15 protein-coding genes are annotated in these 16,133 nt (G+C 44.1%); 5 read left to right on the top strand and 10 right to left on the bottom strand.

From position 1 onward, the window contains the following. Positions 1-16: 16 nt before the first annotated feature. The 6 genes from ACH33_RS09050 to ACH33_RS09025 all read right to left on the bottom strand — a co-directional run bounded on the left by ACH33_RS09050 (position 17) and on the right by ACH33_RS09025 (position 6,659). A complete protein-coding gene (locus ACH33_RS09050; RefSeq protein WP_057898726.1) occupies positions 17-1,489 on the bottom strand; it encodes a spore germination protein in 1,473 nt (490 codons plus the stop codon). Between the two features lie 332 nt (positions 1,490-1,821). Continuing rightward, entirely contained in the window at positions 1,822-2,535 is a 714-nt protein-coding gene (locus ACH33_RS09045; RefSeq protein ID WP_057898725.1) for a LutC/YkgG family protein, read from the bottom strand. Next, positions 2,532-3,962, bottom strand: a complete 1,431-nt coding sequence (locus ACH33_RS09040) for a LutB/LldF family L-lactate oxidation iron-sulfur protein (protein WP_057898724.1) — start codon at positions 3,960-3,962, stop codon at positions 2,532-2,534. The genes ACH33_RS09045 and ACH33_RS09040 overlap by 4 nt, the downstream gene beginning before the upstream one ends. After that, positions 3,940-4,698 carry a (Fe-S)-binding protein gene (locus ACH33_RS09035; RefSeq protein WP_057898723.1) on the bottom strand — a complete coding sequence of 253 codons (759 nt, stop codon included), beginning with the start codon at positions 4,696-4,698 and terminating at the stop codon, positions 3,940-3,942. Before ACH33_RS09035 ends, ACH33_RS09040 begins: the two co-directional genes overlap by 23 nt. Before the next feature lie 275 nt (positions 4,699-4,973). After that, positions 4,974-6,077, bottom strand: a complete 1,104-nt coding sequence (locus ACH33_RS09030) for a PRK06851 family protein (protein ID WP_057898722.1) — start codon at positions 6,075-6,077, stop codon at positions 4,974-4,976. Positions 6,078-6,269: 192 nt separating this feature from the next. Continuing rightward, positions 6,270-6,659, bottom strand: coding sequence for a hypothetical protein (locus ACH33_RS09025; protein WP_057898721.1), 390 nt, complete (start codon positions 6,657-6,659; stop codon positions 6,270-6,272). A gap of 126 nt (positions 6,660-6,785) precedes the next feature. Here ACH33_RS09025 and ACH33_RS09020 point away from each other — a divergent pair, with 126 nt between their 5' ends. Next, positions 6,786-7,502 (top strand): 2-phosphosulfolactate phosphatase, encoded by a 717-nt coding sequence (locus tag ACH33_RS09020; RefSeq protein ID WP_057898720.1) that lies wholly within the window; start codon positions 6,786-6,788, stop codon positions 7,500-7,502. 31 nt (positions 7,503-7,533) lie between these two features. Next, positions 7,534-8,004, top strand: a complete 471-nt coding sequence (locus ACH33_RS09015; RefSeq protein WP_057898719.1) for a DUF441 domain-containing protein — start codon at positions 7,534-7,536, stop codon at positions 8,002-8,004. Positions 8,005-8,008: 4 nt separating this feature from the next. Here ACH33_RS09015 and ACH33_RS09010 read toward each other — a convergent pair whose 3' ends face one another. The 3 genes from ACH33_RS09010 to ACH33_RS09000 all read right to left on the bottom strand — a co-directional run bounded on the left by ACH33_RS09010 (position 8,009) and on the right by ACH33_RS09000 (position 10,792). Continuing rightward, complete coding sequence (locus ACH33_RS09010; protein WP_057900310.1) at positions 8,009-9,268, bottom strand: MFS transporter; 1,260 nt, start codon at positions 9,266-9,268, stop codon at positions 8,009-8,011. A 278-nt stretch (positions 9,269-9,546) separates the two neighbouring features. After that, positions 9,547-10,416: a phosphosulfolactate synthase gene (locus ACH33_RS09005; RefSeq protein WP_057898718.1), complete on the bottom strand. Its 870-nt coding sequence runs from the start codon at positions 10,414-10,416 to the stop codon at positions 9,547-9,549. Positions 10,417-10,492: 76 nt separating this feature from the next. Then, positions 10,493-10,792 (bottom strand): hypothetical protein, encoded by a 300-nt coding sequence (locus ACH33_RS09000; protein ID WP_057898717.1) that lies wholly within the window; start codon positions 10,790-10,792, stop codon positions 10,493-10,495. Between the two features lie 209 nt (positions 10,793-11,001). Here ACH33_RS09000 and ACH33_RS08995 point away from each other — a divergent pair, with 209 nt between their 5' ends. The 3 genes from ACH33_RS08995 (at position 11,002) to ACH33_RS08985 (ending at position 15,015) form a co-directional block, all read left to right on the top strand. Beyond that, positions 11,002-12,234, top strand: coding sequence for a multidrug effflux MFS transporter (locus ACH33_RS08995; protein ID WP_057898716.1), 1,233 nt, complete (start codon positions 11,002-11,004; stop codon positions 12,232-12,234). Between the two features lie 218 nt (positions 12,235-12,452). Further along, on the top strand, positions 12,453-13,586 hold the full coding sequence (locus tag ACH33_RS08990) for a DUF2087 domain-containing protein (RefSeq protein WP_057898715.1): 1,134 nt from the start codon (positions 12,453-12,455) through the stop codon (positions 13,584-13,586). 19 nt (positions 13,587-13,605) lie between these two features. Continuing rightward, positions 13,606-15,015: an MATE family efflux transporter gene (locus ACH33_RS08985; protein ID WP_057898714.1), complete on the top strand. Its 1,410-nt coding sequence runs from the start codon at positions 13,606-13,608 to the stop codon at positions 15,013-15,015. A 332-nt stretch (positions 15,016-15,347) separates the two neighbouring features. Here the strand turns inward: ACH33_RS08985 and ACH33_RS08980 are convergent, their stop codons facing one another. Continuing rightward, positions 15,348-16,133: a DeoR/GlpR family DNA-binding transcription regulator gene (locus ACH33_RS08980; protein ID WP_057898713.1), complete on the bottom strand. Its 786-nt coding sequence runs from the start codon at positions 16,131-16,133 to the stop codon at positions 15,348-15,350.

Below are 16,133 nucleotides of genomic sequence, written 5' to 3'. Positions count from 1 at the left end.
GGCCTCCTTCTCCTGTTTATTGCCGTTTGCGATCTTGCGTTTTGTTCATTTCCGGTCGCTGCTTCATCATCATCAGAGGGGCTCTAATCACCATATCTTTCCAATCCTTTGGCCGATAAGGGGTAAAAGAAGCCGTGTAATGAACGCCAAAGCTTTTCAATTTTACAAGATGAGCATTAATCAGAATGAAAAACAAAATAACACCGTACAGACCAAGCACAGCAGCCGACATCATCATTCCGAAGCGGAGCATCCGAATCGCAATCCCAGCCCCATATTGGGGAAAAGCGAAGGATGAGATGGCGGTTAAGGCAACGACAATAACCATGATCGGGCTTACAATTCCGGCTTCCACCGCTGCTTGACCAATAACGAGCCCTCCTACGATGCCGACAGCCTGTCCTACCGGTTTGGGTAGGCGAACCCCGGCTTCCCGCAAAATTTCAATGATAACTTCCATCATCAACGCTTCAATAAGAGAAGGAAAGGGAACCCCCTCTCTTGTTGCAGCAATGGAGATCGCTAACTTTGTTGGAATAAGCCCCTGGTTATATGAAATTAAAGAAATGTATAAGGCAGGGAGAAACAAGGCAGTAAAAGTGGCACCATATCGCATAGCCCGAATTAAAGAGCCAGGCAACCAGCGCTCATAGTAATCTTCTGGTGAACTCATAAGCATAGAAAATGTAACTGGTACGATAAGAGCGAAGGGAGTACCGTCCAATAGAAGAGCTACACGTCCTTCCATTAATGCACTCATCACCCGATCGGGTCTTTCCGTGTTTTGTACTTGAGGAAAAGGGGAAAGGTAATTATCCTCAATTAATTGTTCAACATACCCTGATTCCGGAACATCATCAATATTGATCCTTTCCACCCTTCTTTTTACTTCCGCTACTAACTCCTCATTAGCGATTCCTTTTATATAAACAATCGCTAAATCTTTTTTTGCACGTTGGCCTACTTTGTAAACAACCATTGTGAAATTTGGATCTTTGATTCGCCGCCGAAGCATCGCCGTATTGTTGCGAAGCGTTTCCACAAAACCGTCCCGCGGTCCCCGTACAAGCGATTCGGTAACCGGTTCATCGATGGAACGACCCTCCCAGCCGGTTATGCCGAGAATGAAACCACTGTCTATTCCATCAATGAACAAAAGCGCATTTCCGGAAAGTACCTCAAGAATACAATCGTTCAGGTTATGTGCCTCTTTTATTTCCGCTATCGGAATGCCAGAATTTATCACCCAATTTTTTATGTGTGCTGCTCCATCAGAAAGTTGTTTTGCCTTTTCTGCTGCTGTAGGCTCTTGCATTAAAGGTTTCATGATTTGTTCGTGCAAAGCTGTCTTATCTACTAAACCATCAATATAAACAATAGCTGATTTCCATAATGTGCCACAAAAGGAAAACTGGCGAAAAATTACATCAGGACTATGTCCAATTTGCTCTCTTACTACTTGTAGGTTGCGCTGTAAACTGCTTGTCAACGGACGTACCTCGCTCGGATGACTGGCAGCAGAAGAAGTTTGGCTTTTTTTTTACGTGAATTCAACCACTTAAACATAACAAAATCCTCCGTTTTTTATCCGCGTAGCCACTTAAATAGGCTAAAGATACCGAATGGGACAAGAAAAGATACCAGGGCTCCGATCAATATATCCCAAGTTGGTAAATAAGAAAGAATGGTTTTTAACACTGTTGATAATCCTTTACCACTTTTTTTGTATTTTGCTGTATTTATGATTTTTTTATTCTTCAAACAATCAATCCCACAAAAAAAGACTGCCACCCCCGTACAGCTGACAGTCCTCATTTGTTTCTATCGGTTTTCTACCACGATATATGTGGCTTTTATCGGTCCGTGTACGCCGACAATCAAATTCATCTCAATATCCGCACTGTTGCTCGGACCGGAAATGAAATTGATGCATGAAGGAAACGTGCCTTTTTCTTGCGCCATCTCATGGATGCGCCGGGTCGCCTGCGTCATGCGCGGCACAATCGTACTCTTCGGAATAACCGCGATATAATACTTGGGCAAAAGGCTTACGACCCGCCCTTTCTCCCCGCTGTCAAATAGTACGACCGTTCCCGACTCGGCCAGTGTCATATCACTAAACGTAATTCCGATATCCGCTTTTTCCGCGGCGCGTATATTTTCCTCTCCTCGTTCCGGATTCCATACATACACATCAAGGTTTTTGTCTGCTTTCTGGCGATCGAAACATACATCGAGTCCGTACTCTGCAAACCGTTGATCTTCCCATCTGATGATGGATTTCGCCCTGTAAAACGCAATCGTTTCTTCCATCACACGCGGAAGCGTTGCGCTTGTCGCCAGCTTCAGATCCGTGTGGATCCGAAGACACTGCTCTTTAAGTACATCAACAAGTTCTTCCATGGAACGATCCTTATATTTGCGCAACTGCGGACCATGCGTCCGGTCGGGCCGCACGACGCCGTCCGTCCGTCGTTCGCGTCCGAGTCTTACCGCAATCTGATTCAAAAACGCTTCACGGTTTCGGATGGTCATAACTTTTTCCCTTCTTTCTGCCGTTTTTCAAACCACTCTCTGAACGATTCGCGCGCCGGTGCCGGGAAATCCCGGATATCCGTCCATGGTTTGACCGGTTTCGGGCCTTCTTTGATAGTATCACCGTTCATGAACGGCCCCAAGACGAACGGCGCCGCTTTTTCGCCCATTGCAAACAACTTTGGCGAGCGCGCCGCCAGCCCGAATCCTTTCATGGCCAACTTTTCTCCAAACGATGAACGCCCCTCGTCCTCTACAATTTTGCGACGGTGTTTAATCAACAGTTCATGAAGTGGAATCCGCACCGGACATGCTTCCGTACAAGCCACGCACAAACTGGACGCATACGGAAGTTCCTTGTAATCATCGTATCCACCCAGCAAAGGGGAAAGCACGGCACCGATCGGGCCTGGGTAGATCGAACCGTACGAATGACCACCGATATGCCGGTATACGGGACAAACGTTAATGCAGGCAGCGCAGCGGATACAATGCAACACGCTCTGAAACTCCGTGCCCAAAATGTTAGAACGGCCATTATCAATAATGACCAAATGAAATTCCTCCGGACCGTCCACCGCTTTTTCGCTTCGTGGGCCAGTTAATCCCGTCACATAGCTCGTTAATTTCTGTCCGACAGCGCTACGGCACAGAAGCGATACGAGAATGTCAAGCTCTTCCCATGTCGGTACGATACGTTCCATGCCCATTACGGTAATTTGCGTCTTCGGTAGCGCTGTCACAAGCCGGGCATTGCCTTCATTCGTCACAAGCGTAATCGAACCTGACTCCGCCACCGCGAAATTACATCCGGTAATCCCAATATCTGCTGTCAAAAACTCTTTGCGCAACTGTTCGCGCGCAAACCAGGCAAGCTCCTCCGGTTTCTCCGTCCGATCGTAGCCCCGCTTTTTCGCAAAAACATCCCGGATTTGTTCTTTGTTTTTATGAAGGGACGGAACGACGATATGAGACGGAGCATCATGGTCGTCCAACTGCAAAATGTATTCCGCTAGATCAGTCTCGATCACCTCGCAACCGATCGCCTCCAATGCAGCATTCATACTGATTTCTTCCGTCACCATCGATTTTGCTTTGACAACTTTTTTGCCGTTGCGCTTTTTGACCACATCAGTAATGTATTCGTTCGCTTCTTCAGCTGTCTGGGCGAAAAACACGTGGCCACCAGCCTTCTCGACGTTTTCGCTGAGCTGGTACAAATAATAATCCAGATTCTCCAGCGTATGGCGGCGAATATCTTCACCAAGCTTTCGCCACTCTTCCCAATCTCCCAATTCTTCGGCCGCCGTTAACCTCCGGCCGCGCAGCCGTTCCTGCGCGGAACTGACCGCACCACGCATGAATCCGTTTTCAATCCCCTGAGCAACCCGGCTAAAAAATTTGTCATTCCCGATTTTCATCGGCATAGCTTCCGCCCCCTTCACGTTTTGAATGGTTTAACACCTGAGCAATGTGCATCACTTTAATCGGCTTTCCTTTGCGGTTGATTCGGCCGCCTATATTCATCAGGCATCCGCAATCGGCTCCGATCAGTACCTCCGCATCCGTTTCCTCGATATGTCGTATTTTTTCATCCACCATTTGTTCGGATATTGGCACCATCTTAACGGAGAACGTACCACCGAACCCACAGCAGTCATGAGCGTTCGGCAACGGAGTAACACGAAGACCTTCCACATGCTCCAGAAGCTTCATCGGCGCTTCCTTTACACCCAACAGACGAGTCATATGGCAGGAACGGTGATAAGTGGCGTTTGCCCGAAAGGCGGCGCCCACATCCTCCACGCGTAACACTTCGACGATAAATTGGGTAAACTCATACGTTTTTGCCGCCAATACCCGCGCTTTCTCCAGCCATTCCGGCTCATCTTCAAACAATTTGACGTAATCGTGAAGCATTGCGGCGCATGAACCGGACGGTGTCACCACATATTCGGCACCGGCAAACGTTTCGATCATGTGCCTCGCAATGTTTTTCGTTTCTTTATGGTATCCGCTATTGTACGCAGGCTGTCCGCAACATGTTTGCGCCTGCGGAAACTCCACTTCGCAGCCAAGTCGCTCCAACACTTCTACCGCATCCTTTGCCACACCCGGATAAAATACATCAGCGAGACATGTAACAAAAAACGAAATTTTCATAAATTCATCATCCTTTCTGATGATCGAGTCATCTGATGATATGATATTAAAAAACGCACCTACTACTCGTTCCATTTCAGTATACAAACATCTCGCCAAATGTTCAACGTGTTATATTGCTTTTCACGTGTGTCACACAACAACCGAATGTGGCATGTGGAGGAAGAAGACTTCTCGCGTGTTGTGAAAGAGGCGGTAAACAAACAAGTTTCATCCATATAGCGCCGGCTATATAATAAACAGCCGACGCTTTCAACTTAGTACTTTTCTCACTCTTATTGATTTTCCACAGAAATAATCAGGCTATCTATCTTAGACAAGATGTTGCTTTGTATCACCTTCACCTTTCCGAAATCCGTCGCTTCTGCATAAATGTTTTTACGTTCATCATGAATCGCTTTCGCTTCCGCAAGATAAGCGGTGCCTTCTTTCATAACAGCAGAATATTTTGCTTTGATTTCTTGCAATTCAGCAGCATACTTTTCATCCGTTCCCGGAGCGATAAGCCGAGTATACATGTCAATGATCTCATCACTGTCTCTAGTCGGGAAATGTTCGTGAGGTGCGGTACTATCAAAAATGGCAATGCTTTTTTCAGGGATGATCACCATATCAAGGCTGTGCGGATCTAAGCCGCAATGGTATATTTCCACATTATATCCGCGCTGTTCCGCTACAGCCGCCAGTTTTTTCAGCATTGTCGATTTGCCTGAACCCGGACGACCCTTAATGAAATATCTCTTCGCTATGTCTTCGGTAAGATTTTGAATATGATCGACCGGCCCTTCCGGTGTAGCTGCTCCTAAAAACATTCGGCGCACCGTTGCCGCCTTCGGGAGTACCTGCTCTCCGATAATACGTTCAATCACCTCATCCGTAACCTTATTCGCCTCAACAACATTCATGTTTTCAATATAAAACCGCTCCCACTCGTCATGTATGCGCAAAGCTTGAGCAAAAGCATCATACGCTTTCTGAAAGGCGCGCCCTACCGCATCATTCAACTGCATAATATTCACCTTATGCGCACGCAAATAACTGACATCCCACGCTGTTCCTATATCAACGTACTCTTCAACCGCCCCCGGAGCGTTCGACTTAATGACCCGGGGAGCCGTTCCATCTACGATACCTACTTTCAATCCTGCAATGATGACGCCATCAACGGAATGATTGTCAGAGGGGCAATGGATCCACTCAATCTCATAGCCCCGTTCCATCATTTCTTCACCTATGGCTTTTATCAAAGACGATTTACCTGTTCCCGGCCCTCCTTGAAGAATGAAGAGACGCTCAAGGTTCTGGAGGACGGATTCATAAAAATGATAATAACCTCGAGCAGTATTTCCCGCAGCGTAAATATTTCGCACCTTTCCCATCTACAATCACCTCTTAGAGTAAGTGGATAACTTTAGTATATTCACCACGTGACTCTGAGATGTTTGCCTACTTTGTATTCGTTTCTATTCGCATATTTATCTTTTTGCGAAATAAGCTATATAGTATGACTATCATATCCTCACTCTTTGCCGGTTCAAAAGACTTAAAGAAACGGGAGATAAACGCACCTTTTATGTTGGTGTGTGTAAATTATCATCCGTGCCCAGAATCCCTCTAATTTCGTTAACAGCCGATATGACTTCATGATTCTGCGTATTTTGAACGTTTTTTTCTATCTCGGGAAAAACTTCGTTTAATAAGAACCGAACACTCTGATCAGGATAAGGATGTTCTCCTGCTGGTGAAGTGGTCGCCATACTCATATTGCTTTCGAACTGTTCATCTGACATCCCCACTACTTTTTCTTTTATATTTCTTATTCTACTGGAAAGCTCGGCGGCAGATGGAAGAAATGTGTTCTCTAATGTTTCAAGCGCCTGAGTCAGAATGGATTGTTTATTATTCATAAAACCAATTTCTCTCCTTTTACGATTTCTTTTATTTACGCTTTCCCCCATCATGATTTTTCATACATCCCGTTTGCTGATTCACTGGCGTTTCTCTTCATTCTTGCTTACAGTACGCATGAATTCCGAGCATTTCGCTCCCGAATCACTTGGCCATACATATGAGAGGGAGGAAACAGAATGGAGATTCAAACCGTACAAACCGTTGCGGCCATTCGCCCCGAGCAAATGGCCGGACGAACGGTAATTGTGATTGATGTGCTCAGGGCGTCAAGTACGATTGTAACTGCCTTCAACTGCGGCTTTGCCTCTGTGATTCCGGTTGAAACAAGCGAGCAGGCGTATGCTTTACGCTCTTCTGATACTGTTTTGGCCGGAGAACGGCATTGTAAAAAGATCGCCGATTTTGATTACAATAACTCTCCTGCTGCCGTGCGTGCAGGCAAGCATACAGGAAAGCACCTCGTTCTAACAACGACAAATGGCACAAGAGCTATTCAAAAGACAAAAAAAGCAAAACATGTATTAATTGGATGTTTTCTTAATGCCCTCGCATGCATCGAAGAAGCGCTGAATAAAAATTGTAATATTACGCTGTACTGCGCGGGTACTCGTGGAGAATTTGCTTTGGAGGACGGCCTTGCCGCGGGATTGATGGTTCATTTGGCCAAAAAGCGTGCCGCTGCCATCCATACCTGTGATGTATCCGAGGCACTGGAAGCCTGTTACCTTCAAATGGCTCCCCAGCTTCCCGAGCGCCTCCTTACCACTACCACAGGCAGGCGTTTGGTTCAGCATCAATACACAGAGGACATTCTATACTGTGGCCAAATCGATCTTTTAAAAATTGTCCCTATTGTCCGAGAAAAAAGAATACTTTCCTCCGTTTCTTCATAGAAGTGAAGAAAAGGACAGGGGTTGGATGCGGATGCACGTATCTTCAGGCGAAGCAGCACTTGTTATTCTGATTATTGTCGGCCTAATCGGTCGCTCGCCGATCATCGCTACGGCGGCAAGCATGCTGTTAATGCTCAAGCTTACCTCTCTGGAGCGCTTTTTTCCGGCGGTAGAACGGCGTGGAATGGAACTGGGTCTCCTCTTTTTAACCATATCCGTTTTAGTGCCGTTTGCCAGCGAACGAATCACCGCCAAGGATCTTCTCCCGCTCTTTACTACGCTTATGGGGGTTATCGCGCTGACAGGAGGGGCGCTCGCCACTTATTTGAATGGAAAAGGATTGGATATGCTCCGAGCTCAACCGCACCTAATCGTCGGTCTTGTCGTCGGCTCCATTATCGGCATTGTCTTTCTGCGCGGTATTCCGGTTGGCCCGTTGATGGCGGCCGCGATTACCGCCCTCTTATTGAAATTTATTTATTTTGTTTCAAAATTTTTCTAGACCATTACGTAGGCGCTTTTTCTCTTTTTCTGAAAAGGGTGGTTGGGCCATGCTCTTCCGTTGTATCCCCCTTGTTTTTTATGCCGGGTTTAATGAAAAAAAGAGACAGCATCAACGTTGCAAGGCTTACTCCCGTCATGCTCAAAAAAACTGTCTTATGCGAAATTTTCATTAACCAACTGAAAAGAGGAGGGCCAAACGCGACACCAAGAAAACGAACGCTCCCGTATAAGGATGTAATCATGCCTCTTTCCGCCTTTTCCACAGCTCCTGTGATCAGCGTATTTAAACAAGGCAACAAAAGACCCGTTCCGATGCTTCCTAACGTCAGCAATCCAATCATAAGATAAATCTGTTTAAAAAAAGCGACACCAAACATAGAACCGGTTAAAATCACAAGCCCGGCTACCATTACTTTTCGAATAAGCGGCTTATTCTGCTTAATTTTTGCTCCCGTAATGTATGCGGTAACAACCATTCCGAACAACGGAATCGCAAGAATACTTCCTTTAAGAACCCCATCGATTTTAAAGGTTTCTTCCAATACATCGGACAGATAAAATAAAACGCCGAAAAGAATAAATAGCCCAGCAGAACCAACAAAAAAAGCGGGAATAAGCCATCTTCCTTTATTTTTAAAAATTTGCTTTAATGCTTTAAGATATTGAAAAAAAGACTTTTCTTCCATCTTTTTCTTTTCCTTCACTCCAAACCATACATAGGCAGCCACAGCAAAGCAGAGGACGGGAAACGTAAAAAATACGGCATACCACGTAACGAGAGCAATCAGCGAGCCAATAATTGGCGATAAAATTTTCCCTAATCCGTTAGATGATTCAATAATCCCCAGCGCTTTGCTTTCCTGAGCTCCCGAATACAAGTCGCCGATAAGCGCCATAGCGACATACGCTGTTCCTGCTGCTCCGATTCCCTGAACGATCCGCCCGATCAGAATCATCGTATAGGAATTTTCCATCAGCCAAGCGGCCAGTCCCGACATAATTCCTCCGATTCCATACAAGATTAATGAGGGAACAATCACCCACTTACGGCTAAAGCGATCAGACAAATAACCGACCACAGGAATAATGATACCTGCCGCAAGGGAGAACAGCGTAATCATGAGACTTGTCTGAAACTGGGATAAACCCAGTTTTGCCTTCATCGTGGGAAGAACGGGTACTAACATCGAGTTCCCCAATACCATTACTAAAGGGATAAAGGCAATCGCAATCATGGCTGATGTCCCTTGTTTTGCCTCCATTCGACTTCCTCCAATTTTTTGCTTCTTTAATTTCGGCTCTTTATTTACCCTTTCCTTTACGATTATTTTTGATACCAATCCACTTTATCCAAATTGCCCAGAAGCCTCCTCCCTCAACGCCTGTCGCGTAAGGAGAGGACAAATCGACTCAGGACAAGACGTGTCTTCTGAATATGTTCATTGTCCGCCTGTTCTCTTTAGATTTTGAAAAAGATACGTAATCGAAGCGAAGGAGGTGAAAAACGAAAGAAACGGCACAAAGCATTCATCATAAGATGTTAAATGGTGGGAGTGTTCAAGCCAATTTGCTTATCATCCGCAAGATAGGTTGCCTGCAAACCGGAACTCGTATGCCCTAAAATAAACGTGTCAAACCTTAGGCCACGACGCAGGCATTCAAGGTTGTAAGCATCCTCGAACTGGATGTTTCCCATATTTACATTTCGTCCCCAAAAATGAATCAGTCCTATCTGCTGGTTTTTCTGCGGCGCTTCCCATATAAGGTGTTTTCTTACATCAACCGGAATCTTTTTTTCAACAGCGCTCAAAAACTCTGTATCAAGCTTTCCTTCTTTATCGTATATGCCTACATTTTTTCCTGATTCCCTGCCCTCAACAATAACGTACGAAGCCCCGCACTCCAGATCAGAATAAAGGGTTTGTTGCAGGTCTTCTACGCTAAGATGGCTGCCGCTTGCTTTCTTGCCGCATTCCGTAATAACAGTGAATCCTCTTGCTACTATTTTTCGTATCACAGTACGCCGCTCACTGGCAGGCAACTCAATGGTTCCATCAGAAATTTCCAAATGACTAAACCCCATCTGTTCCATATAATCCAAATGTTCTTTGAGCACACCTTGATGGTATGCGACTTCGAACATTGTCCCCCCTGGATATAGGAAAACGCCGGCTTTTTTGGCTAACAAAAGCTTCTTTTGCAAAATTTCGGACGGATACAGGGCTACAGTGCCGAACCCGAGTTTAATATAATCAACATATTGACCGGCAAGCTGTAAAAATTCTTCAAATGAAGCCAAGCCAACTCCTTTATCAATTAACATGGTCAAACCAACATCTTTCGGCTTTCCTGCTCTTTCTCCCGACGGATCAACAAGCCGTGGATGATAAACGCTGTCTGGATGGTTCACAGCTACGAGTTCCTCCTTATGGGCGGGTGTCTTCTGCAAACCATCCTATGCGTAACAACCTATACAGGTTCTTCTTTTATTTCTCTTCACCGTTATCCTCATTGTCCAGTTGAAGCAACTGGCCTCCCAAATGAATGTATATATTCGGTTCTTTCTCGCCATCTCCAAGAATCGCCTTTTTTAGGCCATCAATAAAGCTGGCTGTCATGTCAATAAAATTCTGTTTCTCCCCTTCCTCATTCAACTGTCCCATAATGTAAAGCTCCTTGTCCTCTTTATATAGATAAGCAATATAACCAATCGCCCTGCCTTTTGCATTCACTACATTTACGATCTCTCCCTGCTGATTCCGAAATTCTGGTTTAAAAAATATCAATAGTCTCCCCCCTTTCATGTATGTACATGCAAAACAACGATTCTATGCGATGGCCTGTATACCTGTATATAGGGTGGCTAAATCTTGTTCTTCTTAACCTTAAAACAGGTAAAAAAGAACAATTAAAATTGAGCTTTCCACTCTTTTTTTTGTTACAATAAATGTAGTTTTATATTCTTTAAATCTTATGAAAGAGTTGGAGCTTACTTATGAGTAATGTTACGAATAGTTTGGATGCTACTTCACAAATAGCCACACGATCACGTCGACTATGGATGGCTGTTGTGTTAGGTTCGCTGTCTGCTTTCGGACCACTGTCTCTAGATATGTATCTACCTTCTCTCCCTATACTGGCCAGAGATTTGCATACGAGTACATCACTGGCCCAGTTCAGCTTAACATTTTGCTTACTCGGGCTTGCGCTTGGACAATTACTTGCCGGACCGTTTAGTGATGTACGAGGACGCCGTCTGCCTCTTCTTGCTAGTCTCATTATTTACGCCGTCACATCACTGTTATGCGCTTTTGCGCCTTCTATTTTGGCATTGATCTTGTTGCGGTTTGTTCAGGGATTAGCAGGAGCTGCCGGGATTGTCATTTCGCGTGCTATCGTACGGGACTTATACTCCGGTTCAGAATTGACAAAATTTTATTCTCTTTTAATGCTAGTCAACGGGGTTGCTCCAATCGTTGCTCCTATCGCAGGCGGGCAACTATTGCGGGTGACAGCCTGGCCGGGAGTATTCATCGTACTTGGAATCATTGGTATACTTATGTTTCTTGCTGTTCTTTTCGGTTTACCGGAAACACTGTCCTCTCAAAATCGCTCAGCGGGTGGTATCAAGAACACGCTATCTACATTTCGAGGGCTCGTTAGCGATCGTGTCTTTATGGGATATGCGCTGGCCCAAGGGCTGGTCGTAGCCGCTATGTTTGCATACATATCCGGTTCGCCGTTCGTCCTTCAGAATATATACGGTGTTTCACCTCAGATGTTCAGCATGTTCTTTGCTATTAACGGACTTGGTATTATTATCGCTACTCAAATCACTGGCAGATTAGTGGATCGGGTGGGTGAAACAAAGCTGTTCATCAGCGGGCTTGGTCTTGCTTTTCTGGGTGGCATTATGCTCCTTGTCATGATTCTTATCGGAGCCCGGCTTTCTGCTGTCCTACTACCATTGTTCGTCGTTGTGTCAAGCGTCGGAATCGTAACGACTACCGGTTTTTCTCTGGCAATGCAAAATCAAGGACAATCGGCAGGCAGCGCATCTGCATTGCTTGGATTGCTATCATTTATCTTTGGAGGAATGGTGGCCCCTCTCGTCGGCCTTGGCGGAAGCTACACGGCTGTACCAATGGGCATTGTAATCGCCGTCGCTGAAGCCAGCGCTATATTATGCTATGCCACCCTTACACGGCATAAATCATTCAAATGCTAAAATATTAAGACATGTGTAAATGCGAAGAAGCCAATCTTGAAAGCAGTCAAGATTGGCTTCTTCTTATTTCCGCAATAAGCATGGCTATTTTTATTCTTCATGCTGCATCGTTTTTACGAAAATAAAAGAATGGACAGAATGTATAAATAGTTGATATTTTATAGACTAAATTTTATAATGTCTATTATATTACAAACTAAAAAGGAGTTTGTTTGCTTATGAATAATTCAGAACGATTTTGGAATGCATCGTTGGAGGAACTTAAATGTGGGTATATTCTAGAAAATGAGCATTATATATGTCTTCTCTGTGGTGCAAAGTTTGAAAAAGGCATTATTTACCCTGATGAAGGCACTCTATATGAAGCTGAAAGGTACATACGGCTCCATATTGAGAAAAACCATCAATCAGTGTTCGATTACCTGATCCAGCTGGACAAGAAACTCACAGGTTTAACAGACCGTCAGAACCTTCTTCTTCGGCTACTTTATCAGGGAAAAAGCGATGCCGAAGTCCAAAAAGAAATGAATATCGGAAGTGCTTCCACGATTCGAAATTACCGCTTTGTACTAAAAGAGAAGGAACGTCAATCCAAAGTGTTTTTAGCCATAATGGAACTGTTAAAAGAAAAGGACAAACATGTGCCGGCTTTTATGAGCCTTCATAAAACATTCGAGATTTTGGATGAACGTTACAATGTTACCGAGCAAGAAAGAGAGAAGATTTTGAAAAAGTATTTTCCTGAAGGCACGGATGGACCATTGGATACTTTTCCTAAAAAGGAAAAAAATAAACTGGTTGTCCTTTATGAAATCGCAAAGCGCTTTGATAGTGAACGAACCTATAATGAAAAAGAAATCAATCAGATTTTAAAGGAAGTTTATCATGATTATGTAATGGTAAGAAGGTACTTAATTGATTACGGATTTTTAGATAGAAAGTCAGATGGAAGCCAGTATTGGTTAAAAAGTGATTCTAAAAGAAAGGAAGAGGAACACATGGAGCGTAAAAAAGAATTGAAACGACTATACAAAGAATGGAAACCCCAGGCTGGAGTTTATCAGATTAAGAATACTAAAAATCAGAAGATTTTTATAGATAGTACTATGAATTTGAAGACAATAAATGGAAAGAAGTTTGCGTTGAACCTGGGTGGTCACGTAAACAAATCGCTTCAAGAGGATTGGAATCGATTCGGAGAAGAAGCCTTCGTCTTTGAAGTATTAGAGACCTTAAAAGTGAAAGAGAACGGATATTTTGACGCAAAAGATGCGTTAAAAAAACTGAAACAAAAATGGCTGGATACACTACAACCTTATGGTGAACGTGGATATAATCAAAAGAAATCCTAACAAAAAGGAGAAATAAAAGTTGAAACCACCCCAAAATATAAACAAAGAAGATACGAGTTCACAGAGTAAGGAAACGAGCAACCACCCAGTGTGGTACTCTATGTTCATGTTTCTTATCCCTCTGATTATTAGCAATGCTCTGCAATCGATTGGTCAATTAGCTGGCAGTGTTGTTGTCGGTCGTTGGCTTGGCGTAGACGCCCTGGCTGCTATTTCTGCCTTTTTTCCATTATTTTTTCTACTTATTTCATTCACTATCGGAATAGGTTCAGGCAGTTCCATCTTGATCGGTCAGGCATATGGTGCACGTAATGAAGAGCGTGTTAAAGCAATCGTTGGTACCACACTCACCTTTACTTTCATTCTTGGAGTGGTGTTAGCGGTGGTTGGGGGTCTATTCACTTGGGATATCCTGCAACTAATAGGCACACCAGAAAATATCATTGCCGTAAGTGTCCATTATGCGCGAATTTTATTTTGGTTTATGCCGGTTATGTTTTTATATATTGCCTATACCACTTTTATACGTGGTATAGGTGACTCCAAGACACCGTTTTACTTTCTTATTATTAGCACGGTACTCGATGTAGGATTGTTACCCCTTCTGATTTTTGGTTGGCTGGGTCTGCCAAAACTCGGTATATACGGGGCAGCGTACGCGTCCATAGTATCAACGGTTCTAACATTTGTCATCATGCTTATCTACCTAGACAAAATAAAGCATCCACTTCGATTCGATGCATCCGTTCGGAAGCACCTACGGATGGATGTAGGATTGCTCAAGTTGCTACTGCGTCTTGGCATTCCATCCAGCATCAATATGATACTCGTATCCCTGGCTGAAGTTGCCGTCATCACATTCGTGAATCGTTTTGGTTCCGATGCTACCGCAGCGTATGGTGCAGTAAATCAAGTGGTCAGTTACGTATCAATGCCAGCAATAAGTCTAAGCATTGCCGTCTCCATATTTGCCGCACAGTCTATAGGAGGGAATCAGTTCGATCGACTAAAGAAAGTGATTCGGGCAGGTGTGCTGCTTAATTATGTAATCGGTGGGATTTTAATCATACTTGTCTATGTGTTCTCGCAGGATATTTTGTCATGGTTCTTAACAAGCAAGCATACGCTTGATATCGCACATAGTTTGCTAATGATCACTCTGTGGAGTTATTTGATTTTTGGCCATGCACTGGTCATTGCCGCTACAATGCGTGCGAGTGGAACTGTACTGTGGCCAACTGTGTTCAGCATAATATCGATCTGGTGTGTTGAAGTGCCTGTTGCTTACCTGCTTTCACACTTTAGCAGCCTTGGCATTAAAGGAATATGGGTTGGATATCCAGCTGCATTCATCATCAGTCTCGCTTTACAATATTCCTACTATCGATGGTCATGGAAGAAGAAGCGGATCGTGCGTCTCATCCATTAAGAAAGTAACATGCCAATGGATTGCGTATCATCGAACTAAAAAGTATAGATATGGATACAGACATTATGATTGGCTATGATTGACGTAGAAAAACTGTAAAGATGAAGAAGCGGGGGAGGCTGGAGAGCTTGGCACCATTCCCTACCCTTTCTCTCTGCCTCCCCATTTCTTTGTAGTTATCCCCCCTTTTCATATAGTGACTGACCAATCGCATTCGAAATAACAAATAAATCGTTCAATATCGCTATTTTTTCACCATAGTAGTGCTAGCAGTTCCGCCACCATTTTTGCGCTCCCACCTTTGACGCAAACAACAATCTCGGGATCCTTTTCTAATCAGCAACCAGCCATTCCGCTCCTGTAGCTCTAACTGCCTTTTCCCACTCAACGGGTATGGAAACATTGCTAATCAGAACATCCGTATCTTCAAGATCAGCCAGCTTATAAAAATTGCTTACACCAATTTTTGAGCCATCAAACATGACAATGGTTTGTGTAGCTTGTTCCATAAACTTTCGGGACAGCATCGCTCGCTCAACATCATAACTTGTGATGCCTCTTTCCGGAGAAATTCCATCAATCGCAATAAACGCTTTATCTACATAAAAGTTTTCCATCATTTTTTCCGCTAACGAACCGGATGTACGGGAATAGCGCGGATTTACCTTGCCACCAATAAAAAAAATTTCCCCGGAAAACAACCCTTGATTTTCATACTGCAACAGAAGCGATAAAACAGGTACAGACGCGGTAATCACCGTAAGGTTCTCTTTTCCCGTAAGATAATGCACAAGTTGAATCGTCGTCGTGCCGTCATCAATTGCGATAATTTCATTATCCTGAATCAAGCTGGCAGCAGCTCTTCCTATCCGCTTCTTCTCTTCCGCATAAAGAATCTCGCGCGTGTAGATAGAAGGCTCTTCTTTGCCGTAGTTTACTTTTACAGCCCCACCATATACCCGTTTCAGTTTCTTTTCATTTTCAAGCTCTTCCAGGTAACGCCGGATCGTTTCAGACGACACTTCCAGCTTCTCTACGAGCTCCGTCGTTCTTACTTTTCCGGATTCATGCAATAGATGCAAAATAAACTGTTTTCTTTCTTCTCCAATGAGTGACAC

Source organism: Aneurinibacillus sp. XH2 (assembly GCF_001439585.2).
GTDB lineage: Bacteria > Bacillota > Bacilli > Aneurinibacillales > Aneurinibacillaceae > Aneurinibacillus > Aneurinibacillus thermoaerophilus.
The sequence above is the reverse complement of the archived record's forward strand: the minus strand, read 5'-3'. Positions and strand labels throughout refer to the sequence as shown.

Bases quoted from the DNA above. Each gene is read 5' to 3' on its own strand.
- ACH33_RS09025 (WP_057898721.1), bottom strand. From the start codon at position 6,659: ATGATGGGGGAAAGCGTAAATAAAAGAAATCGTAAAAGGAGAGAAATT.
- ACH33_RS09020 (WP_057898720.1), top strand. From the start codon at position 6,786: ATGGAGATTCAAACCGTACAAACCGTTGCGGCCATTCGCCCCGAGCAA.
- ACH33_RS09015 (WP_057898719.1), top strand. From the start codon at position 7,534: ATGCACGTATCTTCAGGCGAAGCAGCACTTGTTATTCTGATTATTGTC.
- ACH33_RS09040 (WP_057898724.1), bottom strand. From the start codon at position 3,962: ATGCCGATGAAAATCGGGAATGACAAATTTTTTAGCCGGGTTGCTCAG.
- ACH33_RS09035 (WP_057898723.1), bottom strand. From the start codon at position 4,698: ATGAAAATTTCGTTTTTTGTTACATGTCTCGCTGATGTATTTTATCCG.
- ACH33_RS08995 (WP_057898716.1), top strand. From the start codon at position 11,002: ATGAGTAATGTTACGAATAGTTTGGATGCTACTTCACAAATAGCCACA.
- ACH33_RS09045 (WP_057898725.1), bottom strand. From the start codon at position 2,535: ATGACCATCCGAAACCGTGAAGCGTTTTTGAATCAGATTGCGGTAAGA.
- ACH33_RS09010 (WP_057900310.1), bottom strand. From the start codon at position 9,268: ATGGAGGCAAAACAAGGGACATCAGCCATGATTGCGATTGCCTTTATC.
- ACH33_RS08990 (WP_057898715.1), top strand. From the start codon at position 12,453: ATGAATAATTCAGAACGATTTTGGAATGCATCGTTGGAGGAACTTAAA.
- ACH33_RS09030 (WP_057898722.1), bottom strand. From the start codon at position 6,077: ATGGGAAAGGTGCGAAATATTTACGCTGCGGGAAATACTGCTCGAGGT.